At 72.2% G+C, this 25,728-nt stretch carries 25 protein-coding genes and 1 tRNA gene; 13 read left to right on the top strand and 13 right to left on the bottom strand.

Annotated features, from left to right (window positions below; all coding sequences use genetic code 11):
• Positions 1–20 precede the first annotated feature (20 nt).
• On the bottom strand, positions 21–710 hold the full coding sequence (locus ACFWV2_RS19710) for a histidine phosphatase family protein (RefSeq protein ID WP_384406279.1): 690 nt from the start codon (positions 708–710) through the stop codon (positions 21–23).
• 88 nt (positions 711–798) lie between these two features.
• Between ACFWV2_RS19710 and ACFWV2_RS19705 the strand changes: the two genes are divergently transcribed.
• Positions 799–1,791: a magnesium and cobalt transport protein CorA gene (locus ACFWV2_RS19705; protein ID WP_384406278.1), complete on the top strand. Its 993-nt coding sequence runs from the start codon at positions 799–801 to the stop codon at positions 1,789–1,791.
• A 36-nt stretch (positions 1,792–1,827) separates the two neighbouring features.
• On the opposite strand, the gene ACFWV2_RS19700 is transcribed toward ACFWV2_RS19705, so the two are convergent.
• Together ACFWV2_RS19700 and ACFWV2_RS19695 are read right to left on the bottom strand one after the other, a co-directional pair.
• Positions 1,828–2,613: a ferritin-like domain-containing protein gene (locus tag ACFWV2_RS19700; RefSeq protein WP_384406277.1), complete on the bottom strand. Its 786-nt coding sequence runs from the start codon at positions 2,611–2,613 to the stop codon at positions 1,828–1,830.
• Positions 2,614–2,831: 218 nt separating this feature from the next.
• Positions 2,832–3,881: an LLM class F420-dependent oxidoreductase gene (locus ACFWV2_RS19695; protein WP_384406404.1), complete on the bottom strand. Its 1,050-nt coding sequence runs from the start codon at positions 3,879–3,881 to the stop codon at positions 2,832–2,834.
• Positions 3,882–4,012: 131 nt separating this feature from the next.
• On the opposite strand from ACFWV2_RS19695, the gene ACFWV2_RS19690 reads away from it, so the two are divergent.
• Positions 4,013–4,990 (top strand): aldo/keto reductase, encoded by a 978-nt coding sequence (locus ACFWV2_RS19690; protein ID WP_384406276.1) that lies wholly within the window; start codon positions 4,013–4,015, stop codon positions 4,988–4,990.
• Positions 4,987–7,236, top strand: coding sequence for a helix-hairpin-helix domain-containing protein (locus tag ACFWV2_RS19685; protein WP_384406275.1), 2,250 nt, complete (start codon positions 4,987–4,989; stop codon positions 7,234–7,236). The genes ACFWV2_RS19690 and ACFWV2_RS19685 overlap by 4 nt, the downstream gene beginning before the upstream one ends.
• 85 nt (positions 7,237–7,321) lie before the next feature.
• On the opposite strand, the gene ACFWV2_RS19680 is transcribed toward ACFWV2_RS19685, so the two are convergent.
• Complete coding sequence (locus ACFWV2_RS19680) at positions 7,322–7,990, bottom strand: hypothetical protein (RefSeq protein ID WP_384406274.1); 669 nt, start codon at positions 7,988–7,990, stop codon at positions 7,322–7,324.
• A gap of 47 nt (positions 7,991–8,037) precedes the next feature.
• On the opposite strand from ACFWV2_RS19680, the gene ACFWV2_RS19675 reads away from it, so the two are divergent.
• Positions 8,038–8,226, top strand: a complete 189-nt coding sequence (locus ACFWV2_RS19675; protein ID WP_073915128.1) for a DUF5703 family protein — start codon at positions 8,038–8,040, stop codon at positions 8,224–8,226.
• A gap of 72 nt (positions 8,227–8,298) precedes the next feature.
• Here the strand turns inward: ACFWV2_RS19675 and ACFWV2_RS19670 are convergent, their stop codons facing one another.
• The 3 genes from ACFWV2_RS19670 to ACFWV2_RS19660 all read right to left on the bottom strand — a co-directional run bounded on the left by ACFWV2_RS19670 (position 8,299) and on the right by ACFWV2_RS19660 (position 10,953).
• The gene (locus tag ACFWV2_RS19670; protein ID WP_384406273.1) at positions 8,299–9,126 is read right to left on the bottom strand and encodes a chaplin; all 828 of its coding nucleotides are present in this window, start codon (positions 9,124–9,126) and stop codon (positions 8,299–8,301) included.
• A 140-nt stretch (positions 9,127–9,266) separates the two neighbouring features.
• Entirely contained in the window at positions 9,267–9,500 is a 234-nt protein-coding gene (gene chpH, locus ACFWV2_RS19665; RefSeq protein ID WP_384406272.1) for a chaplin ChpH, read from the bottom strand.
• 127 nt (positions 9,501–9,627) lie between these two features.
• Positions 9,628–10,953 carry a M20/M25/M40 family metallo-hydrolase gene (locus tag ACFWV2_RS19660; protein ID WP_384406271.1) on the bottom strand — a complete coding sequence of 442 codons (1,326 nt, stop codon included), beginning with the start codon at positions 10,951–10,953 and terminating at the stop codon, positions 9,628–9,630.
• 209 nt (positions 10,954–11,162) lie between these two features.
• Between ACFWV2_RS19660 and ACFWV2_RS19655 the strand changes: the two genes are divergently transcribed.
• Positions 11,163–11,250, top strand: a tRNA-Leu gene (locus tag ACFWV2_RS19655).
• 52 nt (positions 11,251–11,302) lie between these two features.
• Positions 11,303–12,229 (top strand): RluA family pseudouridine synthase, encoded by a 927-nt coding sequence (locus ACFWV2_RS19650; RefSeq protein WP_384406270.1) that lies wholly within the window; start codon positions 11,303–11,305, stop codon positions 12,227–12,229.
• Here the strand turns inward: ACFWV2_RS19650 and ACFWV2_RS19645 are convergent.
• The 4 genes from ACFWV2_RS19645 to ACFWV2_RS19630 form a co-directional block, all read right to left on the bottom strand.
• Complete coding sequence (locus tag ACFWV2_RS19645) at positions 12,213–12,842, bottom strand: MBL fold metallo-hydrolase (protein ID WP_384406269.1); 630 nt, start codon at positions 12,840–12,842, stop codon at positions 12,213–12,215. The two genes, ACFWV2_RS19650 and ACFWV2_RS19645, sit on opposite strands and share 17 nt — an antisense overlap.
• Positions 12,842–13,927, bottom strand: coding sequence for an S-(hydroxymethyl)mycothiol dehydrogenase (locus tag ACFWV2_RS19640; protein ID WP_384406268.1), 1,086 nt, complete (start codon positions 13,925–13,927; stop codon positions 12,842–12,844). Before ACFWV2_RS19640 ends, ACFWV2_RS19645 begins: the two co-directional genes overlap by 1 nt.
• A gap of 123 nt (positions 13,928–14,050) precedes the next feature.
• Positions 14,051–15,508 (bottom strand): amino acid permease, encoded by a 1,458-nt coding sequence (locus ACFWV2_RS19635; protein ID WP_384406267.1) that lies wholly within the window; start codon positions 15,506–15,508, stop codon positions 14,051–14,053.
• A gap of 189 nt (positions 15,509–15,697) precedes the next feature.
• Positions 15,698–16,399, bottom strand: a complete 702-nt coding sequence (locus tag ACFWV2_RS19630) for a FadR/GntR family transcriptional regulator (protein ID WP_384406266.1) — start codon at positions 16,397–16,399, stop codon at positions 15,698–15,700.
• A 146-nt stretch (positions 16,400–16,545) separates the two neighbouring features.
• Here ACFWV2_RS19630 and ACFWV2_RS19625 point away from each other — a divergent pair, with 146 nt between their 5' ends.
• The gene (locus tag ACFWV2_RS19625) at positions 16,546–17,073 is read left to right on the top strand and encodes a gluconokinase (RefSeq protein ID WP_384406265.1); all 528 of its coding nucleotides are present in this window, start codon (positions 16,546–16,548) and stop codon (positions 17,071–17,073) included.
• 45 nt (positions 17,074–17,118) lie between these two features.
• Complete coding sequence (locus ACFWV2_RS19620; RefSeq protein ID WP_384406264.1) at positions 17,119–18,516, top strand: gluconate:H+ symporter; 1,398 nt, start codon at positions 17,119–17,121, stop codon at positions 18,514–18,516.
• Positions 18,517–18,568: 52 nt separating this feature from the next.
• Here the strand turns inward: ACFWV2_RS19620 and ACFWV2_RS19615 are convergent, their stop codons facing one another.
• Entirely contained in the window at positions 18,569–20,224 is a 1,656-nt protein-coding gene (locus tag ACFWV2_RS19615; RefSeq protein ID WP_384406263.1) for an FAD-binding dehydrogenase, read from the bottom strand.
• Between the two features lie 143 nt (positions 20,225–20,367).
• On the opposite strand from ACFWV2_RS19615, the gene ACFWV2_RS19610 reads away from it, so the two are divergent.
• The 3 genes from ACFWV2_RS19610 to ACFWV2_RS19600 all read left to right on the top strand — a co-directional run bounded on the left by ACFWV2_RS19610 (position 20,368) and on the right by ACFWV2_RS19600 (position 21,686).
• Complete coding sequence (locus ACFWV2_RS19610) at positions 20,368–20,916, top strand: NUDIX domain-containing protein (protein WP_384406262.1); 549 nt, start codon at positions 20,368–20,370, stop codon at positions 20,914–20,916.
• 9 nt (positions 20,917–20,925) lie between these two features.
• The gene (locus ACFWV2_RS19605) at positions 20,926–21,321 is read left to right on the top strand and encodes a YidH family protein (protein WP_384406261.1); all 396 of its coding nucleotides are present in this window, start codon (positions 20,926–20,928) and stop codon (positions 21,319–21,321) included.
• Between the two features lie 65 nt (positions 21,322–21,386).
• Entirely contained in the window at positions 21,387–21,686 is a 300-nt protein-coding gene (locus ACFWV2_RS19600) for a DUF202 domain-containing protein (protein ID WP_384406260.1), read from the top strand.
• 255 nt (positions 21,687–21,941) lie between these two features.
• Here the strand turns inward: ACFWV2_RS19600 and ACFWV2_RS19595 are convergent, their stop codons facing one another.
• Positions 21,942–23,240, bottom strand: coding sequence for an enolase C-terminal domain-like protein (locus ACFWV2_RS19595; protein WP_384406259.1), 1,299 nt, complete (start codon positions 23,238–23,240; stop codon positions 21,942–21,944).
• A gap of 154 nt (positions 23,241–23,394) precedes the next feature.
• On the opposite strand from ACFWV2_RS19595, the gene ACFWV2_RS19590 reads away from it, so the two are divergent.
• Together ACFWV2_RS19590 and ACFWV2_RS19585 are read left to right on the top strand one after the other, a co-directional pair.
• Complete coding sequence (locus tag ACFWV2_RS19590) at positions 23,395–24,417, top strand: phosphotransferase (protein WP_384406258.1); 1,023 nt, start codon at positions 23,395–23,397, stop codon at positions 24,415–24,417.
• Positions 24,418–24,422: 5 nt separating this feature from the next.
• A complete protein-coding gene (locus tag ACFWV2_RS19585; RefSeq protein ID WP_384406257.1) occupies positions 24,423–25,637 on the top strand; it encodes an acyl-CoA dehydrogenase family protein in 1,215 nt (404 codons plus the stop codon).
• Positions 25,638–25,728 lie beyond the last annotated feature (91 nt).

The following is a 25,728-nucleotide window of genomic DNA, read 5'->3' as shown; positions in this document are numbered from 1 at the left end:
CACCCTACTGCGCGGAGCGATCACGGTGCGCCCGCACCGCCCCCGACCTCGGCCGCCCCGCTGCTGTCGGGGTGGTCACGGGGCGCGAGACCGGCGAAGTCCCCGGTGTCGCCCAGGCGGACGAGGAAGGGACGCAGGCGCGTGTAGCGGATGACGGTGACCGAGCAGGGGTCGACGTGGAGGCGCTGGAAGAGGTCGAGGTGGAGACCGAGGGCGTCCGCCACGATCGACTTGAGGACGTCGCCGTGCGCGCACATGAGGTAGCAGGCGTCCTCGCCGTACTCGGCCTCGATCCGGGCGTTCCAGTCGTGGACGGCGTCCACGGCGCGGGCCTGCATCGCGCGCATGGACTCGCCGCCGGGGAAGGCCGCCGCGGAGGCGTGCGCCTGCACGACCTCCATGAGGGGTTCGTCACCCAGCTCGGCCAGTTTGCGGCCCGACCAGTCGCCGTAGTCGCATTCGTTGATCCGGTCCTCGACGTGCAGCGGCAGGTCCGGGCGGGCTTCGAGGAGGGGCCGTACGGTCTCCCGGCAGCGCTGGAGGGGGCTGGAGACGACGGCGGCGAGCGGGACGTCCGCGAGGCGCCCGGGGAGCGCTGCGGCCTGCGCGGCCCCCCGCTCGTCGAGGGCGATCCCGGGCGTGCGCCCGGCGAGGACCCCGGAGGTGTTGGCGGTGGAGCGTCCGTGCCGGACGAGGATCAGCGTGGCCATGCCGGCCAGCCTAGACGGCCGGGCCGGAACCGCGCCGGGAGGATACGGGTGGCCGCACGCGTGCATGGCGGGGCCGTTCGGGGGGAGAATGCGCCGCGTGATCGTCGACTCTGCCATCTACCGCGACGGGCGCCGTACGGACGGGCCCGCCGACCTCTCCGACGCGCTGGACCAGGCGCGGACCGCCGGGGACGCCTTCCTCTGGGTGGGCCTGCACGAGCCGACGGAGGCGGAGTTCGACCACGTCACCTCGGAGTTCGCGCTGCACCCGCTGGCCGTGGAGGACGCCCTGAAGGCGCACCAGCGGCCCAAGCTGGAGGTCTACGACGACAGCCTGTTCGCGGTGCTCAAGCCGATCGTGTACGAGCCGGAGAGCGACCGGGTTTCCTCGGGCGAGCTGATGCTGTTCGTGGGCGACTCCTTCGTGGTGACGGTCCGGCACGGCGAGGGCGCGCCGCTCGCCGAGGTGCGCCGCCGTCTCGAAGCGGACCCGGAGCTGCTGAAGCACGGGCCGACGGCGGTGCTGTACGCGGTGAGCGACGCGATCGTCGACCACTACCTCGACGTGGCGGGCGAGCTCCAGGTGGACCTGGAGGAGCTGGAGGCGGACGTCTTCGCGCCGACCGGGGGCAATCCGGGGAACACCGCGGAGCGGATCTACACGGCGAAGCGGCAGGTGCTGGAGTTCCGGCGGGCCAGCGGTCCGCTCGCGGGTCCGCTGGCCCGGCTGACGGCCGGCTCGGTGCCGTTCGTGCACGAGCGCGCGCAGCCGTTCTTCCGGGACGTCAACGACCATCTCCTGCGCTCCAACGAGCAGGTGGAGGGACTCGACCGGCTTCTGTCCGACGTGCTCTCGGCCCACCTCGCGCAGATGGGGGTGCGGCAGAACGACGACATGCGGAAGATCTCGGCGTGGGCGGCCATGGCGGCGGTCCCCACGATGGTGGCGGGGATCTACGGCATGAACTTCGACCACATGCCGGAGCTGCGCTGGGTGGGTTCGTACCCGGTGGTGATCGCCCTCATGTCGGGGATCGTCTTCATGCTGTACCGGCTGTTCAAGCGGCGCGGCTGGATGTGAGGCCCCGCCCGGGGGCTCGGCGGGGCCGCGCCGGGCTCAGAAGGCGGGGGCGGGGGTCGCGGGCCCGCCGAGGGCGTCGAGCCGCTCGGGCATCCGCAGGCCGACCATCCGGTGCCACCCCGCGGCGCGCTCGTACGCGTACATGCCGTGGATGCCTGCGGCGAGGGCGGCGGCCTTGGGCCGGGGCCAGCGCAGGATCCGTCCCATGTGGCGCATCACGGCGAGGCTGACGTCGCGGTAGACCTGGATCTCGACGAGGGCGGAGTCGCGCAGGGTCCGCTGGATGAGCCGGCCGTGGCCCGCGCGCGCGAGGCGCAGCAGTTCCTCGTGGCAGTAGGCGAGGTGGTTCGCCTCATCGTTGTCGATCATGTGGATGGCCTTGCCGAGTTCGGGATGGTCCCCGAAGTACGTGACGAGCATGTCCATCTGGTCGGCGGCGCGCTGCTCGGTGACCCGGCTGTGGGCGAGGTAGACGACGATGTCCCGCTCGGTCAGTGGTTCGTCGCGGCGGAGCGTGTCGTGGGCGAGGCCGATGCCGCGCTGTTCGAGCAGCATCGTGTAGTCGGTGTCGGGCGGTACGGGGACGGGTTCGAGACCGCGCTTCCTCATCAGCGCCTGGAAGATCCGGCCGTGCTTGTCCTCGTCGGCCCCGTGCCGGGTGATCTTCGGCGTGAGGTCCCTCATGCCGGGCGCGACGAGGGCCGCGATCCGGGCGTTCTCCCAGCCCCCCTGGGTCTCACCGCTCGCCGCGATGGAGCAGAAGAGCCGGAAGGACTCGTCGTTGTCGATGATCTCCTGGAACAGACCTTTGGCCGTGAGCATCGCCGCCACCTCCGTGCGCGTGTCCGCACTCCGTACGCCCCCGGGGACACGAGTCAAATGCGGTCGGGGGCGGCGGGCAACAGGAGGGACGTGCGACTCGGCCGAAAGAGTGAGCCCGGGGCCGTAACCGGGGGCCCGGCGGAGGCGTTGTGCTGGATGACGGCCGTGGCGGGGAAGACCCCCGAGCCCCCACCACGGCCGCGGACTTTCCCTCCGCGTCAGCCGAGGCCCGCACGCTCCATGGCCTCCACGCCCGCCCGCAGGGCCGCCACCCGCTCGTCCAGGGTGAAGCCGGCCGGGGCGAGGGTGAGGGTGGTGACCCCGGCCTCCGCGTAGGCCGTCATCCGCTCGGCGATCCGCTCGACGGAGCCGAGCAGCGCGGTCTGGTCGATGAGGCTGTGCGGCACGGCGGCGGCGGCGCCCGTCTTGTCGCCGGCCAGGTACTTGTCCTGGACCTCGGCGGCCTCCTTCTCGTACCCCATGCGGCGCGCGAGCTGGTTGTAGAAGTTCTGCTTGCGGCTGCCCATGCCGCCGACGTAGAGCGCGGTGTACGGCCGGAACACGTCCGCGAGGGCCTCGACGTCGTCGCCGAGGGCGAGCGGAACGGTGGGGCAGACGTCGAAGCCGTCCATCGTCAGACCGGCCTTCTCGCGTCCGGCGCGCAACGGGCGGAGGGCGGTCTCCTCCAGGTGGGCGGCGGAGGGGAAGATCAGCAGGGCGCCGTCGGCGATCTCGCCGGTCTGCTCCAGGTTCTTGGGGCCGATGGCGGCGATGTAGAGCGGGATGTGCTCGCGCTGCGGGTGCACGGTCAGCTTGAGGGGCTTGCCGGGGCCGTCGGGGAGCGGCAGGGTCCAGTGCTCGCCGTCGTGGGTGAGGCGCTCGCGGGACATGGCCTTGCGGACGATCTCGACGTACTCGCGGGTCCGGGCGAGCGGCTTGTCGAACTTCACTCCGTACCAGCCCTCGGAGACCTGGGGTCCGGAGACGCCGAGTCCGAGGCGGAAGCGGCCGCCGGTGAGCGAGTCGAGGGTGGCGGCGGTCATCGCCGTCATGGCCGGCTGCCGGGCCGGGATCTGCATGATCGCGGAGCCGACGTCGATGCGCTCGGTCTTCGCCGCGACCCAGGCGAGGACCGTGGGGGCGTCGGAGCCGTAGGCCTCCGCGGCCCAGCAGACGTCGTAGCCGAGGCGGTCCGCCTCCTGGGCGACGGCGAGGTTGTCGCCGTCCATACCGGCGCCCCAGTAGCCGAGGTTGATGCCGAGCCGCATGTCCACGCACCCCTTACCCATCGGTAACGTCCCTGTGCGCGGGACTCTAGCGCGCGGCCGGGGCATCCGACAGGACGTGGTTGTCCACAGGCCCCTCTGCTGGGGGTGCCCCGGCCAGTAATCTCGCGCCCATGGAGCAGAGGCATCTCGGACGTACCGGCCTGCGTGTGTCGCGCATCGGACTCGGCACCCTCACCTGGGGCCGGGACACCGACGAGCACGACGCCGCCGCGCAGTTGAAGATGTTCTGGGACGCGGGCGGCACGCTCGTGGACACCGCCGACGTGTACGGCGGGGGCGAGGCGGAGTATCTGCTCGGACGTCTCATGGAGCGGCTCGTGTCCCGGCAGGACCTCGTCCTGTCGACGAAGGCGGGCAGCGTGCCGGATCCCGACCGGCGTACGGACGGCTCACGGGGGCACCTGCTCGCCGCGCTCGACGCCTCCCTCGACCGGCTCGGCACGGACCACGTCGACCTGTGGCAGCTGCACGCCTTCGACCCGCACACGCCCCTGGAGGAGTCCCTCCAGGCCCTCGACATCGCGGTACGCAGCGGGCGGGCCCGGTACGCGGGCGTGGCGAACTTCTGCGGCTGGCAGCTCGCCAAGGCGGGCACCTGGCAGCTCGGCGGGGACCGGACCCGGCTCGCGGGGGCGCAGTTGGAGTACTCGCTGCTCCAGCGGGGCGTGGAGCGCGAGGTGCTGCCCGCCGCGCAGGACCTCGGGATAGGCCTGCTGCCCTCCTCACCGCTCGGGCGCGGGGTCCTGACGGGCAAGTACCGCGGCGGGACCCCCGGCGACTCGCGGGGTGCGTCGGAGACCATGGCGGCGTTCGTGGAGCCGTACCTGGACGATGCGGCGAGCCGGATCGTGGACGCGGTCGCGACGGCGGCCGAAGGCCTCGCCACGACCCCGCTGCACGTCGCGCTCGCCTGGGTCCGGGACCGGCCCGGGGTGACCGCGCCGATCGTCGGCGCACGCACGGCGCGGCAGCTGACGGCCGCGTTGTCGGTGGAGACCCTTAGTCTTCCTGACGAGATCTGTCGGGCGCTGGACGATGTGTCGGCGCCCGTGCACCGCTATCCGGATCACGACTGGAGCACCTTGTGACCGAGCCTTCCGGGGAGACCGCGCCCGAGGCCGTGGAGCCCGCAGAGGACCCGCAGGAGGGAGCCGCCGAGGCCCCGGCGCCGGGCCCCGACGCGACCGTCGCGGCTGAGGCCGAGGCGGCCGGTGCGGCTGATGCTGTCGGTACTGATGACGTTGTCGGCGCGGCTGATACTGCCGGTACTACCGAGGCTGATGCCACGGCTGATGCTGCCGGTACTACTACTGAGGCTGTCGGTGCGGCTGAGGCTGCTGGTTCCGGCGACGCTGCCGCCGCGGTCGAGTTGAGTGACGCCCAGGCCGAGTTGATCGCGCAGCGGGAGCTGCGGGCCAGGATCGAGGCGCGCAAGGCCGAGAAGGAGGGGCCGCCGGTGAGCGGCGCCAAGCTGAGTGGCACGGCCGCCGACCTGCTCGCGGCCGTCCGGGCCGTGGAAGGCGGCGCGGCGACGGGCAGCGCGTTCTACGAGGCCCCCGAGCCCGCTCCCCGGCGTCCCGCGCCCGAGGCGGCGCCGGCCGTGACCGCCCGGCCGCCCGCACCGGTGCGGGCACCCGCGCCCGCGCCCGGCACCACGGCCGCCGTGCGGGAGGTCCTGGCCAAGGGCGGCGCCCCCGAGGCGCTGGCCGGGCAGGTCGCCGCCGGGCTCGGGGAGGGCGCGGCCGCAGCCCTCCTCGACGACCCCTGGCAACTGCTCGCGGTGCCCGGCGTGCGCCCGGAGCAGGCCGACGGCTTCGCACGGGCACTGCTCGGCGACGCCTGCGGCCCCGACGACCCGCGGCGGACGGTCGCCCTGACCGTGTGGGTGCTGGAGCGGGCCGCGCTCCAGGGGCACACGGCCCTGGAGATCCAGGCGGTCCGCGCCGCACTCACCGGGCACGGGGTGCCCGATCCGGACTCCGCGGTCGAGGAGGCGGTCGCCGCGGGCGCCGTCCTCGTCTTCCAGGAGGAGGAGACGGCGGCGGAGGCGGAGTCCGAGGACGACGAGGAGCCGACGGAGACCGTCGCCGAGGAGCCCGCCGCGCCCGTGCTCCTCGGGCTCGACCGGTACGCGATGGCCGAGGAGAGCCTCGCGGACGCGCTCGCCCGGCTGGCCAGGACGGTGACGGCCGCGCGGTGGGACGGCTCCGAACTGGAGCGGGCCGCGGGTGCGCACGGTCTCGTCCTGCACACGGGTGGCGAGGCGTCCCGCGCGGAGCCGGTGGCGCTCGTCGCGGCCGCCCGCGAGCGCGGCCTCCGCGCCCTGGTCGCCGTCCACGCGGACGACGGTCGGCGCGCGCTCGGCACCGCCGGGAAGGACGCGGTGACGGTCGCCGCGCTGCTCTCCGGGGCGGCGGGACCCGGCCGCGACGAGGAGGGCGCCCTCGCCCTGGACCTCCTCGTGGTCCTCGACGCGCCGCAGCTGGACGTGGAGAGCGCCGCGATGCTCGTGGAGTCCCTGCCCGACGGCTGCCGGCTGGTGCTGAGCGGCGACCCCGGGATCCTCGGCGCGCCCGGCGCGGGTCAGGTCTTCACCGACGTCCTGGCGGCCCGGGTGTGCCCGCGGATCGTGTCGCGGCGGCCCGACCCGGGGCCGCTCGGCGAGCTGGTCTCGGGCATCGGCGCCGGGGAGCTGAACCAGGTCGAGGCCCCCGGCAAGGAGATCGTGATCGTCCCGGTGCGGGACGCGGGCGAGGCCGTGCACCGCACGGTCCAGCTGGTGGCCGACTCGGTGCCCCGGGCCATCGGGGTGCCGTCCGAGCAGACGCAGGTCGTGACGGTCGGCCACGGCGGTTCAGCCGGTACGCGCGCGCTGAACGTGGCCCTCAAGCAGCGGCTCAACCCGGGTCCCGGCCGCTTCGGCGGCTACGACATCGGTGACCGGGTCGCGTACGCGCCGGCGCCGGGGCGGACGGTGACGGGCACGGTGCTGTCGGCGGACGCCGAGGGGCTGCGGCTGCGGTGCGGGGACGAGGCCCTCCTCGTACCGAAGGAGCGGGTGGAGGCGGAGCTGCGGCACGGTTGGGCGCTCACCGCGCACCAGGCGGCCGGGACGCGCTGGCCCGCGGTGGTGGTGGTGCTGCCGGGGGACGCCGCCGGAGGGCTGAGCAGGCCGTGGGTGTACACGGCCTTCGGCCGGGCGGAGCGCCATCTGTCGGTCGTGCACGGCGTGGACCAGGCGCTGCCCCGTGCGGTCGCCGAGGGGGTGGCCCCGGAGCGGACGACGCGGCTGCGGCCGCTCCTGGAGGCGCTGCTGGCCACGCCCGAGGAGTAGGGCCTGTCGCCTGGAGCACGCCCCGGGCCGGACGGCGAAAGGGCCGGGACCCCCGATGGGGGTGTCCCGGCCCTTTCGCTTCGCCTCAGGAGCGGGGGACGCCGGTGTCTCCCGCGGTGTCCTCGACGTCCTCGTCCTCTTCCTCGTCGAAGACGGCGCTGACGTCGAAGCGGCAGATGATGCGCTCCGGGTCGGCTTGCTCGAAGGGGGCGTTGAGCCACTCCCCCGGTTCCGGAAGCTCCTCGGCCGCGGTGACCCAGAGGGTGGAGTCGCCCTCCTCCAGGCCGAACTCCTTGTGCCGCGAGGCGATCTCGTCCGGTTCGTACTCGCCGAAGAGCACTCCGAGCGCGGCGAGCGGCGAGACCCCGGCCCGCGCGGCCGGTCCGGGGGTGTCCGTGTCACCGTCGACCTCGGCGACGCGGCGGGCCTGGGCGAGCAGCCGTTGCGGTTCCGCCACGGCGTAGTCGCGGCGGATCAGCAGGCTGAGGGCATGAGGTTCGTCAGGTCCGGAGTACGGCGGCAGGGCGCCTTCCGCTCCGGGGATCTCGAAGGGGGTGACCTCGTCGTAGCGGTCGTAGAGGATCTCGTCGTACGTCTCGGCCGCCGTCGCGAGGGCGTTGAAGGCCTCGTAGACGGCCGTGTCGTCGTCCCCCGTGCGGCGTTCGACCGCCGCGAGGTGACGGTCCAGTGCGGCTTTGACCGCCTCGGCGGCGGCACGTACCTCGGCAGCGGTGGGCTGCGCAGCATCAGACATGGGACAGACGCTATCCGTACCGGGGCCGTGCCCGCACAATAGATGCGATGCCGGAATACGAATTTGTCGACGTGTACGTGCCGCGCGGTGTCTCCCGCAAGGAGGCGACGCGGCTGTTGACCGACCATGCCGAGTACGGACACTGGGAGTTGGACCGTCTGACCCTGCACCGGGACGGGAGCCGCAGAGTGCGGCTGAAGCGGCGGATCATCCGCCAGGTCCGGGCGACCTGGTAGCGAGAACTGGACAACGAGAAGGGGCCCCGCGGTGTGCGGGGCCCCTTGTGCGTGGTGCGTGACGCGGCGGGCTCAGGCCGCGCTGCGGGCGCGCCGGTAGATCAACGAGCCGGCGAGCAGCAGACCGGCACCGGCGGGGATGATCACGCCGAGCGGACCGGAACCGGTCTCGGCGAGCTCCTCGACGGCGCGGGGCGGGGTGACTCCGTGCTCACTCGGAGTGTTGGAGCCGCCGCCGTCTCCGGGGAGACCGGGCGTACCCGGGGTGCCGGGGTCACCGGGGTTGCCGGGATTCCCGGGGTTACCCGGGTTACCCGGGTTACCCGGATTCCCGGGGTGGCCCGGGTTACCGGGGTTCCCAGGGTTACCGGGGTTACCGGGGTTACCGGGGTTACCAGGATTACCCGGGTTACCGGGGTTGCCGGGGTTGCCGGGATGGCCCGGGTGCGTCGGCTCGATGCCGTTGCCGCATTCGTTGCCCATCGACGGGTTCAGCAGTCCGACGACCGAGACGCTGTTCCCGCACACGTTCACCGGGACGTGGACGGGCACCTGGACGTTGTTCCCGGAGCCCACCCCCGGGGAGCCGCTGGTGTGCCCGTCGGCGGACGAACCGCTGCCGGGCTTACCGGGCTTACCGGGCTTGGCCGGGTGAGAGATGTTGGCGCACTTGTTGCCCATCGCCGGATTCAGCAGTCCGACGACGTTGACGGTGTTCCCGCAGGCGTTCACCGGTACGTGGACCGGGACCTGGACGGAGTTTCCGGACGCGACGCCCGGCGAATTCGTCGCCGTACCGTTCGCACCGGAATCGGCGTGCGCATAACCGCCGCCGACGGCGGCGAAAACGCCTCCCGCGGCCGCAACGGTGATAAGGCCCTTGCGCGTGACCTGTCGCATAGCTTGTTCCCTGCCTGCTCTGCTTCTCAAGAATGCCACCGGGCGGACCGCCCGGGGCGGAAATGGCCACCGGCCCCGGAGTGCATGGCACGCACTCCGGGGCCGGACAGGCTCACACCCTCACGGGGCGAGACACGACGTCAGGCGTTGACGCAGGTGTTGCCGAAGGCGGGGTTCAGCAGGCCGATCACGGAGACCGTGTTGCCGCACACGTTCACCGGGACGTGCACGGGAACCTGGACGACGTTGCCCGAGAGCACGCCGGGGGAACCGATGGCGGCACCCTGAGCGCCCGCGTCGGCAACGGCCATGCCCGCACCCGCGAGAACGAGACCGCCAGTGGCAGCCGCAGCAGCGACGACCTTCTTGAACATTATTCCTCCTAGTGGGAAACGCGGTCCCAGCCGCGGACCGCACACCTGTAACGAGGGGGAAAGGAGGGGGCTACGAGCCCTTGAGTTCATTCACTCTTTCCGGTCACGCACGAACGCACGGCCGAATTCAGCAGGCGTCGATGAATCGGTCCAGGACCCGGGCGCCGAACTTCAGACCGTCCACGGGCACCCGCTCGTCCACACCGTGGAACATGCCGGCGAAGTCCAGCTCCGGCGGCAGCTGGAGCGGGGCGAAGCCGAAGCAGCGGATGCCGAGGTCGTCGAAGGACTTGGCGTCGGTGCCACCGGACAGCATGTACGGCACGGCGCGGGCGATCGGGTCCTCGGCACGCAGGGCCAGCTGCATGGCGTCCACCAGGGCGCCGTCGAAGCTGGTCTCCAGGGCCTTGTCGCCGTGCACGTCCTCACGCTTCACCTTCGGCCCGAGGATCCGGTCGAGGTCGGCGAGGAACTCCTGCTCGTACCCGGGCAGGAAACGCCCGTCGACGTGCGCGGTGGCCTGGCCGGGGATCACGTTCACCTTGTACCCGGCGCCGAGCATGGTGGGGGCGGCCGAGTTGCGCAGGGTGGCGCCGACCATCTTGGCGATGCCGCCGAGCTTGGCGAGGGTGCCGTCCATGTCCTCGGGGTCGAGGGGGGTGCCGAGCGCGTCGGAGAGTTCGTCGAGGAAGGAGCGGACCGTCTTGGTGACCCTCACCGGCCACTGGTGGCGGCCGAGGCGGCCCACGGCCTCGCAGAGCTCGGTGATGGCGTTGTCGTCGTTGGTCATCGAGCCGTGACCGGCCGTGCCCTCGACGGTGAGCCGCATCCAGTGCATGCCCTTCTGGGCCGTCTCGACCAGGTAGAGGCGCAGGTTCTCGTTGACGGTGAAGGAGAAGCCGCCGACCTCGCCGATGGCCTCGGTGACCCCGTCGAAGAGGTCCCGGTGGTGGTCGACCAGGTGTCGCGCGCCGTAGGTGCCGCCGGCCTCCTCGTCGGCGAGGAAGGCGAGGACGATGTCGCGCGGGGGCTTGCGGCCGCTGCGCAGCCGGTCCCGTACGACCGCGAGGGTCATCGCGTCCATGTCCTTCATGTCGACGGCGCCGCGGCCCCAGACGCAGCCGTCGGCGATCTCCCCGGAGAAGGGGTGATGCGTCCAGTCCTCGGCGTTGGCCGGGACGACGTCGGTGTGGCCGTGGATGAGGAGGGCCGGCCGCGACGGGTCCTCGCCCTCGATGCGGGCGACGGTGGAGGCCCGCCCCCGGTGCGACTCGATGATCTTCGGTTCGAGTCCGACCTCCGCGAGCTTCTCGGCGATGTACTCGGCCGCCGCGCGCTCGCCCGGTCCGGAGTGGTCGCCGTAGTTGCTGGTGTCGATACGGATGAGGTCGCGACAGAGGTCCACGACCTCGTTCTCGGCGGTGACGGTTCGGCCGGTGTTCGACTCGCTCACGCTGCTTCCTCCCACTACGTGCCCCACGTGATTGCTTCGGTGCTCGCCCCATCCTCGCGCGCGTCCTCCTTCCCGCCCAAGGGCGGCCCTCGGCCGCCATGCTTCTGTCACATGACAGGGGCCCACCGGGGGTGGTGATCGGCCACCCCGAATGTTTGCTATGGTTTTCCTCGTCGGAAGGGCCCAGCGGCCAGGAAGACAGACACCTTGTCCGGGTGGCGGAATGGCAGACGCGCTAGCTTGAGGTGCTAGTGCCCTTTATCGGGCGTGGGGGTTCAAGTCCCCCCTCGGACACCAGCGAAAGACCCCACATGATGTGGGGTCTTTCTCGTTACGGCGGTAGGACCCGGTGCGACGCAGATCCAAGGCTCCCTCCTCTCCCCTCCCCCAGCGGGAGGGCATCGATCCGGTGCGGGTGCGGTTGCCCGAGGATCCCGAGGGGGTCTGGGGGACCGTACGGGAGCACCTGCTCGCCCGGTACTCGGGCGCCATCGGTGCCGGGCGGGTCGAGGACATGCTGCTGAGGGGCCGTTTCGTGGGGACGGACGGCCCCGTCGGCGGGGACGACCCGTACACCGCGGGGCGCTATGTCTGGTTCCATCGGGAGTTTCCCGCCGAGACACCGGTGCCCTTTCCCGTCGGGGTGGTGCACCGCGACGAGCGGATCGTGGTCGCGGACAAGCCGCACTTCCTCGCGACGATGCCCCGGGGGCGGCACGTGACGGAGACCGCGCTCGCGCGGCTGCGGCGGGAGCTGGGCCTTCCGCAGCTCCAGCCCGCGCACCGGCTCGACCGGCTGACCGCGGGGCTGGTGCTCTGCGTCGTACGGCCGGAGGACCGGGGGGCGTACCAGACGCTGTTCCGGGACCGGCTCGTGCGCAAGGAGTACGAGGCGGTGGCGCCGTACGATCCGGCGGTCGCGCTGCCGGTGACCGTGCGGAGCCGGATCGAGAAGGAGCGCGGGGTGATGGCCGCCCGGGAGGTGCCGGGCGAGCCGAACAGCGAGAGCCGGATCGCGCTCGTGGAACGGCGGGGCGGGCTCGGGCGCTACCGGCTGGTGCCGGAGACCGGGCGGACGCATCAGCTGCGGGTGCACATGAACGCGCTGGGGCTGCCGATCCTGCACGATCCGCTCTATCCGGAGGTCCGCGCGGACGGGCCGGAGGACTTCTCGCGTCCGCTGCAACTGCTGGCGCGGACGCTGGAGTTCACCGACCCGTTCACGGGTGTGGCGAGGAGCTTCGAGAGCCGGTCGGCTCTCAGTGGCCTCGCTTGATCCATTCCTCCAGGTGCGGGGCCTCGGCGCCGATCGTGGTGGTGTCGCCGTGGCCGGTCCGTACCACCGTCTCCGGTGGCAGGGTGAGGAGCTTCTCCCGGATCGAGTCGACGATCGTCGGGAAGTCGGAGAAGGACCGGCCGGTGGCGCCCGGGCCGCCCTGGAAGAGGGTGTCGCCCGTGAAGACCGTGCCCAGGTCGGGGGCGTGGAGGGAGACCGCTCCGGGGGCGTGGCCCGGAGTGTGGAGGACCGTGAGGTCGGTGCCGGCGATGGTGAGGACCTGGCCGTCGGCGAGGTCGCCGTCGGGACTGTGGTCGGGGTGGGTCTGCTTCCACAGCGGCAGGTCGGCGGGGTGGAGCAGGATGCGGGCGCCGGTGGCTGCCGCGAGCGCCGGGGCGGCGTCGATGTGGTCGTCGTGGGCGTGGGTGCAGACGATGGCGCGCAGGGCGCGGCCGTCGAGCGCGGCGAGGATGGCGGGGGCGTCGTGGGCGGCGTCGATGACGATGGCCTCGGTGTCGTCGCCGACGATCCAGACGTTGTTGTCGACGTCCCAGGTGCCGCCGTCGAGGCTGAACGTGCCGGAGGTGACGAGGTGGTCGATGCGGGCGGCCATCACAGCACCACCACCGAGCGCAGGACGTCGCCCTCGTGCATGCGGGCGAAGGCCTTCTCGACGCCGCCGAGGCCGATGGTCTCGGTGACGAAGGCGGCGAGGTCGATGCGGCCCTGCTGGTGCAGGTCGACGAGCATGGGGAAGTCGCGGGAGGGCAGGCAGTCGCCGTACCAGGAGGACTTGAGCGCGCCGCCGCGGCCGAAGACGTCGAGGAGCGGGAGTTCGAGCTGCATGTCGGGGGTGGGGACGCCGACGAGGACGACGGTGCCGGCGAGGTCGCGGGCGTAGAAGGCCTGTCGGTACGTCTCGGGGCGGCCGACGGCCTCGATGACGACGTCGGCGCCGAAGCCGCCGGTGAGTTCGCGGATCGCCTCGACGGGGTCGGTGGAGCGGGAGTTGACGGTGTGGGTCGCGCCCATCGTCCTCGCGGTCTCCAGCTTCCGGTCGTCGATGTCGACGGCGATGATCCTGGCGGCTCCGGCGAGGCGGGAACCGACGATCGCCGCGTCGCCGACGCCGCCGCAGCCGATGACGGCGACGGTGTCGCCGCGGCCGACGTTCCCGGTGTTGAGGGCGGCGCCGATGCCGGCCATCACGCCGCAGCCGAGGAGGCCCGCGACCTCGGGGGCGACGGCGGGGTCCACCCTGGTGCACTGGCCGGCGGCGACGAGGGTCTTCTCGGCGAAGGCGCCGATGCCGAGGGCCGGGGACAGCTCCGTGCCGTCGAGGAGGGTCATGCGCTGCTTCGCGTTGTGGGTGTCGAAGCAGTACCAGGGGCGGCCGCGGAGGCAGGCGCGGCAGGTGCCGCAGACCGCACGCCAGTTGAGGATCACGAAGTCGCCCGGGGTCACGTCGGTGACGCCCTCGCCGACCGACTCGACGACTCCGGCGGCCTCGTGGCCGAGGAGGAAGGGGAACTCGTCGTTGATGGCGCCCTGCTTGTAGTGGAGATCGGTGTGGCAGACGCCGCAGGCCTGGATCTTCACGACGGCCTCGCCGGGGCCGGGGTCGGGGATGACGATGGTCTCGACCCGTACCGGTTCGTCCCTGCCGGGGGCGATGACCCCCTGGACGTGCTGTGGCATCGCGAACTTCCCTTCCTCCGACCGGATCTTGTAAGGCTCCTGCGTACCACTATCTCCTGACAAGAGGCGAGACCCCCGCAGGCCGTGCCCGCGGGGGTCTCGTCGTACGGCGTGCGGGGGCGGTCAGCCCCGGCCGGCCGCGGCGGTCGTACGGACCCGGCGGCGGACCAGGAACCAGCCGCCGACGAGGGCCGCGGCGATCAGCGGCAGGCAGGCGACGGTGGTGCGGCCGACCCCGCCGTCCATCCACATGAGGACGAGGACGGAGCCGAGGAAGCCCAGGGTCACGATCTGGGTGTACGGGGCCCAGGGCAGGTTGTAGCCGGGGCGGGTGACCCTGCCTTCCTGGGCGCGGCGCCAGAAGAGCAGCGAGCAGACCATGATCATGGCCCAGGTGCCGATGATGCCGATGGAGGCGAAGTTCAGGACCAGCTCGAAGGCGTCGTCGGGCATGAAGTAGTTGAGGCCGACGCCGAGGACGCCGAAGCCGGCGGTGAGCAGGATGCCGCCGTAGGGCACGCCGCCCTTGTTCATGACGCCGGTGAACCTGGGCGCGGAGCCGGCGAGCGACATGGAGCGCAGGATGCGGCCGGTGGAGTACAGGCCCGAGTTGAGGCTGGAGAGGGCGGCCGTGAGGACGACGAGGTTCATCACGCCGGCGGCGCCGGGGACGCCCAGCTTGTCGAAGACGGTGACGAAGGGGCTCTGGTCGCCCGAGTAGGCCGTGTACGGCAGCAGCAGGGCGAGCAGGATGACCGAGCCGACGTAGAAGAGGCCGACGCGCCACATGATCGAGTTGATCGCCTTCGGCATGATCTTCTCGGGGTTCTCGGTCTCGCCCGCGGCGACGCCGCAGAGTTCGACGGAGGCGTAGGCGAAGACGACGCCCTGGATGAGCAGCAGCATCGGCATGACGCCGCTGGGGAAGATGCCGCCGTTGTCGCTGACCGTGGCGAGGCCGGGGGTGTGGCCGCCGATGTCGTGCGAGGTCACGATGAGGAAGATGCCGATGAGCATGAAGACGACGAGGGCGCCGACCTTGACGATCGCGAACCAGAACTCCATCTCGCCGAAGTACTTCACGGAGATGAGGTTGGCGGCGAGGACGACCGCGAGGGCGATCAGGGCGAGGATCCACTGCGGGACGTCGCTGAACATCGCCCAGAAGTGGGCGTAGGTGGCGGCCGCGGTGATGTCGGCGACGGCGGTGGTCGACCAGTTCAGGAAGTACAGCCAGCCGGCCGTGTAGGCGCCCTTCTCGCCCATGAACTCACGGGCGTAGGAGACGAAGGCGCCGGAGGAGGGGCGGTAGAGCACCAGCTCACCGAGGGCCCGCACCACGAGGAAGGCGAAGACGCCGCAGACGGCGTAGGCGATGAAGAGGGAGGGCCCGGCCTGGGACATCCGGCCGCCGGCGCCGAGGAAGAGGCCGGTGCCGATGGCGCCGCCGATGGCGATCATGTTGACGTGCCGGGACTTGAGGTCCTTGCGGTATCCGGCGTCGCCGGCGTCGACGTGGGGGGCGGCCGGGTTCGCCGGAGCGGCGGACAGCGGGTCGGCCGCGGTGACACGGTCACTCATGGAGTTGTTCGCCTTCGTGAGGGGGCTGTGCGGTACCCGGCCGTGCCTCGTGGGGGTCTTCCCGGCACGGCCAGCGGACATCCTCACGGCAACGGGTGCCACCTGACTGTGGCGCATGTCACTGAACGCCCATATTTGAGCTAGTTCAGAGCTTGAGCCCGTACGGGGTCCGGTGGACGCCCGGGGCCCTCAGGGGGCCAGGACGTCCAGCTCGTGGAGGGCGCCGACCGCGATCTGTCGGGTGAGCTCCTCCGCGCGGGCCGCGTCCCGCTCCCGGACGGCCTCGGCGACCTGGACGTGGAGGGTGACGGCCGCCGGGTCGGGGTCCTCGAACATCACGTGGTGGTGGGTGCGGCCGGTGAGGACCTCGGCGACGACGTCGCCGAGGCGGGCGAACATCTCGTTGCCGGAGGCGTCGAGCACGACCCGGTGGAAGGCGATGTCGTGGACGAGGTACTCCTCCAGGCGCCGGCCGCGCGACGTGGCGACGAGCCCGAGGGCGTGCTCGGTGAGCTCGCGGCACTGGCCCGGGGTGGCGTTCTCCGCGGCCAGGCCGGCGGCGACGGGCTCCACGGCCGAGCGCAGGACGGTGAGTGAGCGGAGCTGACGGGGGCGGTCGGCGCCGGCCAGGCGCCAGCGGATGACCTGGGGGTCGTAGACGTTCCAGCTGGCGGTGGGGAGGACGGTCACGCCGACGCGGCGGCGGGACTCGACGAGGCGCATGGACTCCAGGACGCGGACGACCTCGCGGACCACCGTCCGGGAGACGTCGAAGCGCTGGGCTACCTCGTCGGTGCGCAGCACCGTGCCGGGCGGGTACTCCCCGGCGGTGATCGCGAGACCCAGGGTGGCGAGGACGTGGGAGTGGAGTCCCCGGGCCGGTGTCGTCATGGTGGCAAGCCTATGCGGGCCCGGCCGGGTGATCAGCCCGCGAATTAAAAGTACTACTTTTTAGTCACAGCCTCTTGAATACGTCGTACCCCATGGGTTTCATGAGCACGACGGATCGATGTCGAAGAAGACAGCGAGGCACCCCCATGAGCACCACCCCGCAGCCCGGCACAAGGACAGTCGTCGTCGTGATGGGCGTCGCCGGGACCGGCAAGACCACGATCGGTCAGCTGGTCGCCGAAGCGCTCGGCCTTCCGTACGGGGAGGGCGACGACTTCCACCCGGCGGCGAACGTGGCCAAGATGTCGGCCGGCGTCCCCCTGGACGACACCGACCGGGGGCCCTGGCTCGACGCCATCGGCGCCTGGGCGCACGACCGGGCCGGGCTCGGCGGCGTGGTGAGCGGCTCCGCGCTGAAGCGCGCGTACCGGGACCGCCTGCGCGCCGCGGCCCCCGGCGTGGTCTTCCTCCATCTGACCGGCGACCGGGAACTCATCGAGCGGCGCATGGGCTCCCGCACGGGCCACTTCATGCCGACGGCGCTCCTCGACTCCCAGTTCGCCACCCTGCAACCGCTGGAGGACGACGAGACCGGTGTCGCGGTCGACGTCTCCGGCACCCCCGAGGACATCGCCGCCCGCGCCGTCGCCGCCCTGCGCGGCCTGGCCCGCTGACCTCTCGTCCGTCCCCGTTCCCCCGCTCGCACGAAGGACTCCACCGTGCCCAGTCTCCACGTCGAGATGCTGGCAGCGGACGCCGCCGAACCGATCACCTCGGCGGGCAACGCCCAGCTCGGGATCGCCGTGCTCGCCGGCATCGCCGTCATCGTCCTGCTCATCACCAGGTTCAAACTGCACGCGTTCCTGGCACTGACCATCGGCTCGCTCGCGCTCGGCACGTTCGCCGGGGCGCCGCTCGCCGACACCATCAAGTCCTTCACGGCCGGGCTCGGCAGCACCGTCGCCGGCGTGGGCGTGCTGATCGCCCTCGGCGCGATCCTCGGCAAGCTCCTCGCCGACTCGGGCGGCGCCGACCAGATCGTCGACACGATCCTGGCCAGGGCCGGGGGCAAGGCCATGCCCTGGGCGATGGTCCTCATCGCCTCCGTGATCGGTCTGCCGCTCTTCTTCGAGGTCGGCATCGTGCTGCTGATCCCGGTGGTCCTCATGGTCGCCAAGCGGGGGAACTACTCCCTGATGCGGATCGGCATCCCGGCCCTGGCCGGCCTGTCCGTCATGCACGGACTGATCCCGCCGCACCCCGGCCCGCTCGTCGCGATCGACGCGGTCGGCGCGAACCTGGGCGTCACCCTGGCCCTCGGACTGGTCGTCGCCGTTCCGACCGTGATCATCGCCGGTCCGGTGTTCTCCCGGTACGCCGCCCGCTGGGTGGACGTCCCGGCGCCCGAGCACATGATCCCGGCCCGGCCCTCCGAGGACCTGGAGAAGCGTCCCGGCTTCGGCGTCACCGTCGCGACCGTGTTGCTGCCCGTCGTCCTGATGCTGGTCAAGGCGCTCGTCGACATCGTGGTCGACGACCCGGAGAACGGCGTCCAGAAGGTCACCGACGTCATCGGCTCCCCGCTGATCGCGCTGCTCGCCGCCGTCATAATGGCCCTGTTCACGCTGGGCCGCGCGGCCGGCTTCACCAAGGACCGGCTGTCCTCGACCGTCGAGAAGTCCCTCGCGCCCATCGCGGGCGTGCTGCTGATCGTCGGCGCGGGCGGCGGCTTCAAGCAGACCCTCATCGACATCGGCGTGGGCCGGATGATCCTGGAGTTCTCCGAGAACTGGTCCGTCCCGGCGCTGCTCCTCGCCTGGCTGATCGCGGTCGCCATCCGGCTGGCGACGGGTTCCGCGACCGTGGCGACGATCTCGGCCGCCGGGCTGGTCGCCCCGCTCGCGGCGGGCATGTCGACGAGCGAGACGGCGCTGCTCGTGCTGGCGATCGGTGCGGGTTCGCTCTTCTTCAGCCATGTGAACGACGCCGGGTTCTGGCTGGTGAAGGAGTACTTCGGTATGACCGTCGGCCAGACGATCAAGACCTGGTCGGTGATGGAGACGATCATCTCGGTCGTCGGGATCGTGTTCGTGCTGCTGCTGTCGCTGGTGCTGTAGGGCTCAGGGGCGGAGCGGGCGTTCGCGGGCGCCGCCCCGCCCCTGATGCCCCTCAGGCCACCGCTCTCGCCGCCGCGCGGCCCGCCGCGCGGCCCGAGAAGACGCAGCCGCCGAGGAAGGTGCCTTCGAGGGAGCGGTAGCCGTGGACCCCGCCGCCGCCGAAGCCGGCCGCCTCGCCCGCCGCGTACAGGCCCTCCAGCGGCTCGCCGCCCTCGGTCAGGACGCGGGAGTCGAGGTCGGTCTCCAGGCCGCCGAGGGACTTGCGGGTGAGGATGTTGAGGCGGACGGCGATCAGCGGGCCCGCCTCGGGGTCGAGGATGCGGTGCGGGGTCGCCGTGCGGATGAGCCTGTCGCCCAGGTACCTGCGGGCGCCTCGCATCGCCGTGACCTGGAGGTCCTTGGTGAAGGGGTTGGCGATCTCGCGGTCGCGGGCGGTGATCTCGCGGCGGAGGGCGGCCTCGTCGATCAGCGGCTCGTCGGTGAGCGCGTTCATGCCCTGGACCAGGGCGGAGAGGTCGTTCTCGACGACGAAGTCGACGCCCTTGTCCATGAACGCCTGCACCGGCTTCGGCACGTCGGCGCGGGCGCGGCCGATGACGTCGCGGATCGACTTGCCGGTGAGGTCGGGGTTCTGTTCGGAGCCGGAGAGGGCGAACTCCTTGCCGATGATCCTCTTGTCGAGGACGAACCAGGTGTGGTCGTGGCCGGTCCGCGTGATGTGTTCGAGGGTGCCGAGGGTGTCGAAGCCGGGGAACAGCGGGACGGGCAGCCGCTTGCCGGTGGCGTCCAGCCAGAGCGAGGACGGTCCGGGCAGGATGCGGATGCCGTGCCGGGCCCAGATGGGGTTCCAGTTCTCGATGCCCTCGGTGTAGTGCCACATCCGGTCGCGGTTGATGTGGCGGGCGCCAGCCTTCTCGGCGATGCCGAGCATCAGTCCGTCGACGTGGGCGGGGACCCCGGAGAGCATCCGGGCGGGCGGGGTGCCCAGGCGCTCCGGCCACTGCGCGCGGACCAGGTCGTGGTTGCCGCCGATACCGCCGGAGGTGACGATCACGGCCTGGGCGCGCAGGTCGAAGGTGCCGACGGGCGTGCGGGTGCTGGCGGTGCCGCGGGCGGCGGCGGAGGGTTCCAGGATGTCGCCGGTGACGGTGTCGACGGCTCCCGCGGTGCGGCCGAGGGCGGTGACACGGTGGCGGAAGCGGAGCTGGACGAGGCCCCGGGCGACGCCCTCCCGGACCTTGCGCTCGAAGGGGGCGACGAGGCCGGGGCCCGTACCCCAGGTGATGTGGAAACGGGGTACGGAGTTGCCGTGGCCGGTGGCGTCGTATCCGCCGCGCTCGGCCCAGCCGACGACGGGGAAGAAGCGCACCCCGCGCGCGTGGAGCCAGGAACGCTTCTCGCCGGCGGCGAAGTCGACGTACGCCTCGGCCCACTTCCTCGGCCAGTGGTCCTCGGCCCGGTCGAAGCCCGCGGTGCCGTACCAGTCCTGGAGGGCGAGGGCGTGGCTGTCCTTGACGCGCATCCTGCGCTGCTCGGGCGAGTCGACCAGGAAGAGGCCGCCGAAGGACCAGTGGGCCTGGCCTCCGAGGGACTGTTCGGGTTCCTGGTCGAGCAGGATCACGGTGCGGCCGGCGTCGACCAGCTCGGCGGTGGCGACGAGCCCGGCGAGGCCGGCCCCGATCACGATCACATCAGCGTCGTAGGACATGGACCGCATCTTGGATACACGGATGTATCCAGTCAACCGTTTGGCCGCTCCGACCCCGTTCCGGCTTTCGCCTGCCGACCGCGCCGACGCTCGGACACGGCTTGGCGCGCCGGGTCCGAGAGCTCGTTTGCTTGGATGGCGGCATGAGCGCCGCCGAAGAGATTCTCGATGTCGTCGACGAGCACGACCGGGTGATCGGACGGGCCCCGCGCGGTGAGGTGTACGCGCGCGGCCTGATCCACCGCTGCGTCTTCGTCCGGGTCCGGGACGCCGAGGGCCGGGTCTTCGTCCACCGCAGGACCCCGACCAAGCTCGTCTTCCCCTCCCGGTACGACATGTTCGTCGGCGGGGTCGTCGGCGCGGGAGAGTCCTACGACGAGGCCGCGCTGCGGGAGGCGGAGGAGGAGCTCGGGGTCTCCGGACTGCCCCGCCCCGAACCGGTCCTGCGTTTCCTGTACGACTCCGAGGGCGTGGCCGGGAAGTGGTGGTCGGCGGTCTACGAGGTCCGCTGCGAGCTGCCCGTCGACCCGCAGGTGGAGGAGGTCGCCTGGCACGGCTTCCTCACCGACGGGGAGCTGGCGGAGCGGCTCGGCAGCTGGGAGTGGGTGCCGGACGGACTCGCCGCGTACGAGCGGCTGCGGGTCCTGGAGGCGGGCGGCGGACCCCGGCCGGGCCGCTCGGCCGACCGCTAGGGTGCACGTGTGAGCGACTTCGTACAGAGCCTGCGGCTGTGGTTCGCCCCGCAGCGCATCCGGGACGAGGGAGAGACCCCCGACTACCGTTTCTCCCTCGCCAACGAGCGGACCTTCCTCGCCTGGATCCGGACCGCGCTCGCCCTGGTCGGCGGCGGATTCGCCGTGGACCAGTTCCTGCCGGACCTGCGCTGGGGCGTACGGGTCGGGCTCGCGCTCACACTGCTCGCGGCCGGGGTGCTGTGCGCGCTGCGGGCCGTGAACCACTGGGTGCGCTGCGAGCGGGCCATGCGGCGCGGCGAGGACCTGCCCGGGTCCCGGTTCCCCGCCGTGCTGAGCCTCGCGGTGGCGGTGGTGGCGCTCGCGATGGTGGTGGTCGTGCTCTTCGGCTGGGCGGAGCGGTGACGGACGCCCGCGATACGGGGGCCGGGGGGAATCACGCCGGTGACGCGGGGGACGCGGAGGGGGACGTGCGCGATCCCGGGCTCCAGCCGGAGCGGACGCGGCTCGCGTGGCGGCGTACGACCCTGTCGTGCACGGTGGTGGCGGTCCTCGCCGTCAAACTGGCCGTCCACGACGACGCCACGGCGCTGGGGCTGACCGGACTCGCGCTGTCGGCACTGGTGTGGATCGGCTTCCTGGCCGTCTCCCACCGGCGGATCCGGTCCCTGAGCGCGGCGAGGCCGCGTCCCCTCTCGTCCCGGGGCGCCGTGCTGGCGACCGGGTGCACGATCGCGCTCGCCGTCTTCGGGGCGGCGATGATCTGGTGACCGGCGCCGGGCGGGGCCCGACCGGCGTGCGGTCCCGGCTTTCCCCGGTACCGGCCGACCGGCATTCTTCCCCCGTCCCGTCGGGCTCTCGTCCGGGGGAACTCCGGTGTCCGCCATCGATTCCCAGGTGATCGCGCGGGCTCCGCACGTCCATGCCTTCGTCCAGCCCGACGGCGGCTGACGCGTTGTGGGGCCCCGGTGGGCGCGGGTCCGGTGGGCGAGCGGGGGCGGCCGGGGCGGGTGAGGCCCTTGGGGTCACCAGCTGCCCTGGGTCCAGTCGGGGTCCGCCCTGTGCATCGCCGCCTTGTCGTTCCGGTTCCGCAGGGTGCCGTCGTCGTCGAGCCAGCGGCGGTGCAGGGTGGCGAGTGCGGCGCGGTCGAGATCGACGCCGAGGCCGGGGGCGTCGGAGACGGTGAGCCGTCCGTCCCTGAAGACGGGGCGGGTGGTGACGACGTCCTCGGTCTGCCACGGGTAGTGGGTGTCGCAGGCGTGGTGCAGTTCGGGCAGGGTGGCGGCGACCTGGGTCATGGCGGCGAGGCTGATGCCCAGGTGGGTGTTGGAGTGCATGGAGAGCCCGACGCCGTACGTCCGGCAGAGCGCGGCGAGTTCACGGGTGCGCCCCAGGCCGCCCCAGTAGTGGTGGTCGCAGAGGACGATCCGTACCGCCCCCTTCGCGAAGGCCTCCGGGACCTCCTCGAAGGTGGTCACGCACATGTTGGTGGCGAGGGGCACGTCGGTGCGGGCGGCGATCTCGGCCATGGCGTCGGTGCCGCTCGCGGGATCCTCCAGGTACTCCAGTACGCCGCCGAGTTCGCGGGCCACGGCCAGCGAGGTCTCCACCGACCAGGCGCCGTTGGGGTCGAGCCGGAGCGGGCGGCCGGGGAACGCCTCGGCCAGCGCGCGGATAGCGGCGATCTCCCGCTCGGGCTCGAAGACCCCGCCCTTGAGTTTGAAGGACCTGAAGCCGTGGAGGCGCTCGAAGCGGCGGGCCTGGGCGACGATTCCGGCGGGGTCGAGGGCCGGGCCCCAGTCGTCCGTCGGCCGGTCCCGGCCGTCCGCGGCCGGGTGCTCGGCCCAGCGGTGGAAGAGGTAGGCGCTGTACTCGACGCTGTCACGGACCTTGCCGCCGAGCAGGGCGTGGACGGGGAGACCGAGGGTCCTGCCGAGCGCGTCGAGGCAGGCGGTCTCGAAGGCGGAGACGACGGAGAGGCGGAGCTTGTCAGCGGTCCGGACCCCGCGCAGCCCGGCTGCGTCGACGCCCGCCTCCGCCTCCCCGTCGCCGACGGCCGGATCGGTCGTCGCCGCCAGGGCGAAGAGGGTGTTCACGTCCGTGACCGCATGCCCCGGCAGCGCTTCGGCCAGGGGCCGGGCGAGGTCCAGGTAGACGGTGTCGCCGTAGGTCTCCCCGAGGCCGCTGACGCCTCCCCGAGTGATCACTTCGACCACCAGCCGGGGGGTGTAGGGCTGGTGCACTCCCTGGACGTTCAGGAGTGGCGGGTCGGAGATGAGGATCGGGGTGAGCCGGACTTCGTCGACGATCAGCTTCGCATCCATATGTGAACCCTATTCAGGAACGCGACCCGTGGACAGACCGCTGACAGCGTCGACCGCAAGTCGGCCGTCCGCTTTCCCCGCGCCCCTCTGGACGACATACCGACTGGTCGGTCATCATGAACGCCGACCGAAGCCGATCCGGAGGTACGCACGTATGAGTTCCGCCCCGCCGCCAGGCCTCGACCCCGAGCAGCTGCGCCGCTTCCTCGACCGCGAGCGCCCCGGCCTGGTGTCCGGCCCCCTCGAAGCCCGGCTGATCGAGGGCGGCCGGTCGAACCTGACGTACGTCGTGACCGACGGCACCGGACGCTGGGTCGTCCGCCGGCCGCCGCTCGGCCACGTCCTCGCCACCGCCCACGACATGCGGCGCGAGCACCGCGTCATCAGCGCCCTGCACACCACCGCCGTACCCGTCCCGGAGACGCTGCTGCTGTGCGAGGACGACTCCGTCCTCGGGGCGCCCTTCTACGTCATGGAGTTCGTCGAGGGCACCCCGTACCGCTCGGCCGGTGAACTCGCCTCGCTGGGCCCCGAGCGCACCCGTGCCGCCGTCCTCGGCCTGGTCGACACCCTCGTCGACCTGCACGCCGTGGACCCGGCCGCCGTCGGACTCGGCGACTTCGGGCGCCCCGAAGGCTTCCTCGACCGGCAGCTGCGCCGCTGGGGCAAGCAGCTCGACGCCTCACGCGGCCGGGACCTCGCGGGGATCGACGAGCTGCACGCCGCCCTCGGCCGATCGCTCCCGGTGTCCCCGGCGCCCACGGTGATCCACGGCGACTACCGGCTCGACAACGTGCTCATCGACGGGGACGACCGCATCCGGGCCGTCCTCGACTGGGAGATGTCCACCCTCGGCGACCCGCTCACCGACCTCGGCCTGCTCGTCATGTACAGCACGCCGCTGGACCTGCCGGACTCCCCCGTCTCCACGACCGCCACGGCCCCCGGGCACCCGAGCGCCGCCGAACTCGTCGAGCGCTACGCGACCCGCTCCGGCCGCGACACCTCCGCCCTCGCCTGGTACACCGCCTTCGCCTGGTTCAAGCTCGCCGTGATCCTGGAGGGCATCCACTACCGCTGGACCCTCGGGCAGACCGTCGGCGCCGGCTTCGACCGCATCGGCGACCTCGTCCCCGTCTTCATCGAGCACGGCCTGACCACCCTTCAGGAGGGTTGAACCACATGGACTTCGCCTACGACGCGCGCACCGAGGAGCTCCGCGCGAAGCTCCTCGCCTTCATGGACGCGCATGTGTACCCGGCCGAGGAGACCGCCGAGGAACAGCGCGCCCTGCTCGCCTCGCCCTGGGACACCCCGGCGGTCGTGGAGGAGCTGAAGGCCGAGGCCAAGCGGCAGGGCCTCTGGAACCTCTTCCTTCCGGACGCCGAGTACGGGGCCGGGCTCACCAACCTCCAGTACGCGCCGCTCGCCGAGATCACCGGCCGCAGCCCCCACCTGGCCCCCACCGCCCTCAACTGCGCCGCCCCCGACACCGGGAACATGGAGCTGCTCGCCCAGTTCGGCGACGAGGCGCAGAGGAAGCAGTGGCTGGAGCCGCTCCTCGCGGGCGAGATCCGCTCGGCGTTCGCGATGACCGAGCCCGAGGTGGCGTCCTCCGACGCGACGAACATCGAGACGCGGATCCGGCGCGACGGCGACTCGTACGTCGTCGACGGCCGCAAGTGGTACATCTCCGGGGCCATGAACCCGGACTGCGGCATCTTCATCGTCATGGGCAAGACCGACCCCGACGGCGCCGACATCCGCCGGCAGCAGTCGATGATCCTCGTCCCGCGCGACACCCCCGGTGTGGAGGTGCGGCGCGCGATGCGGGTGTACGGGTACGAGGACCACTCCCACGGCGGGCACGCCGAGGTGGTCTTCGACGGGGTCCGGGTCCCGGCCGCGAACCTGATCGGCGAGGAGGGCGGCGGCTTCGCCATCGCGCAGGCGCGGCTCGGCCCCGGTCGCATCCACCACTGCATGCGGCTCATCGGGATGGCCGAGCGGGCCGTCGAGCTGATGTGCCGGCGCGCGGTCTCCCGTACCGCCTTCGGCAAGACGCTCGCCCAGCAGGGCGTCGTACAGAACTGGATCGCGGACGCGCGGGTGACGATCGAGCAGCTGCGGCTCCTCGTCCTGAAGACGGCCTGGCTGATGGACACCGTCGGCAACCGTGGCGCCCACGCCGAGATCCAGGCCATCAAGATCGCGACCCCCCGGGCGGTCGTCGACATCATCGACAAGGCCGTGCAGGCGCACGGTGCGGGCGGGGTGTCGCAGGATTTCCCGCTGGCCGAGCTGTGGGCGGCGGCGCGGACGCTGAAGCTCGCGGACGGGCCGGACGAGGTGCACCAGCGGTCGCTGGCGCGGCGGGAGCTGAAGAAGTACCTGTAGGCGTACGGGAGAGGGGCCCACGACCGGTCGGTCGTGGGCGCCGCGCAAGTAGGGCCGCGTCGGGGGGTGCGGCCGGCGCAGGAGGGGCGCG

Source organism: Streptomyces sp. NPDC058671, assembly GCF_042716475.1.
GTDB lineage: Bacteria > Actinomycetota > Actinomycetes > Streptomycetales > Streptomycetaceae > Streptomyces.
This window is presented reverse-complemented; position numbering and strand designations above follow the sequence as displayed.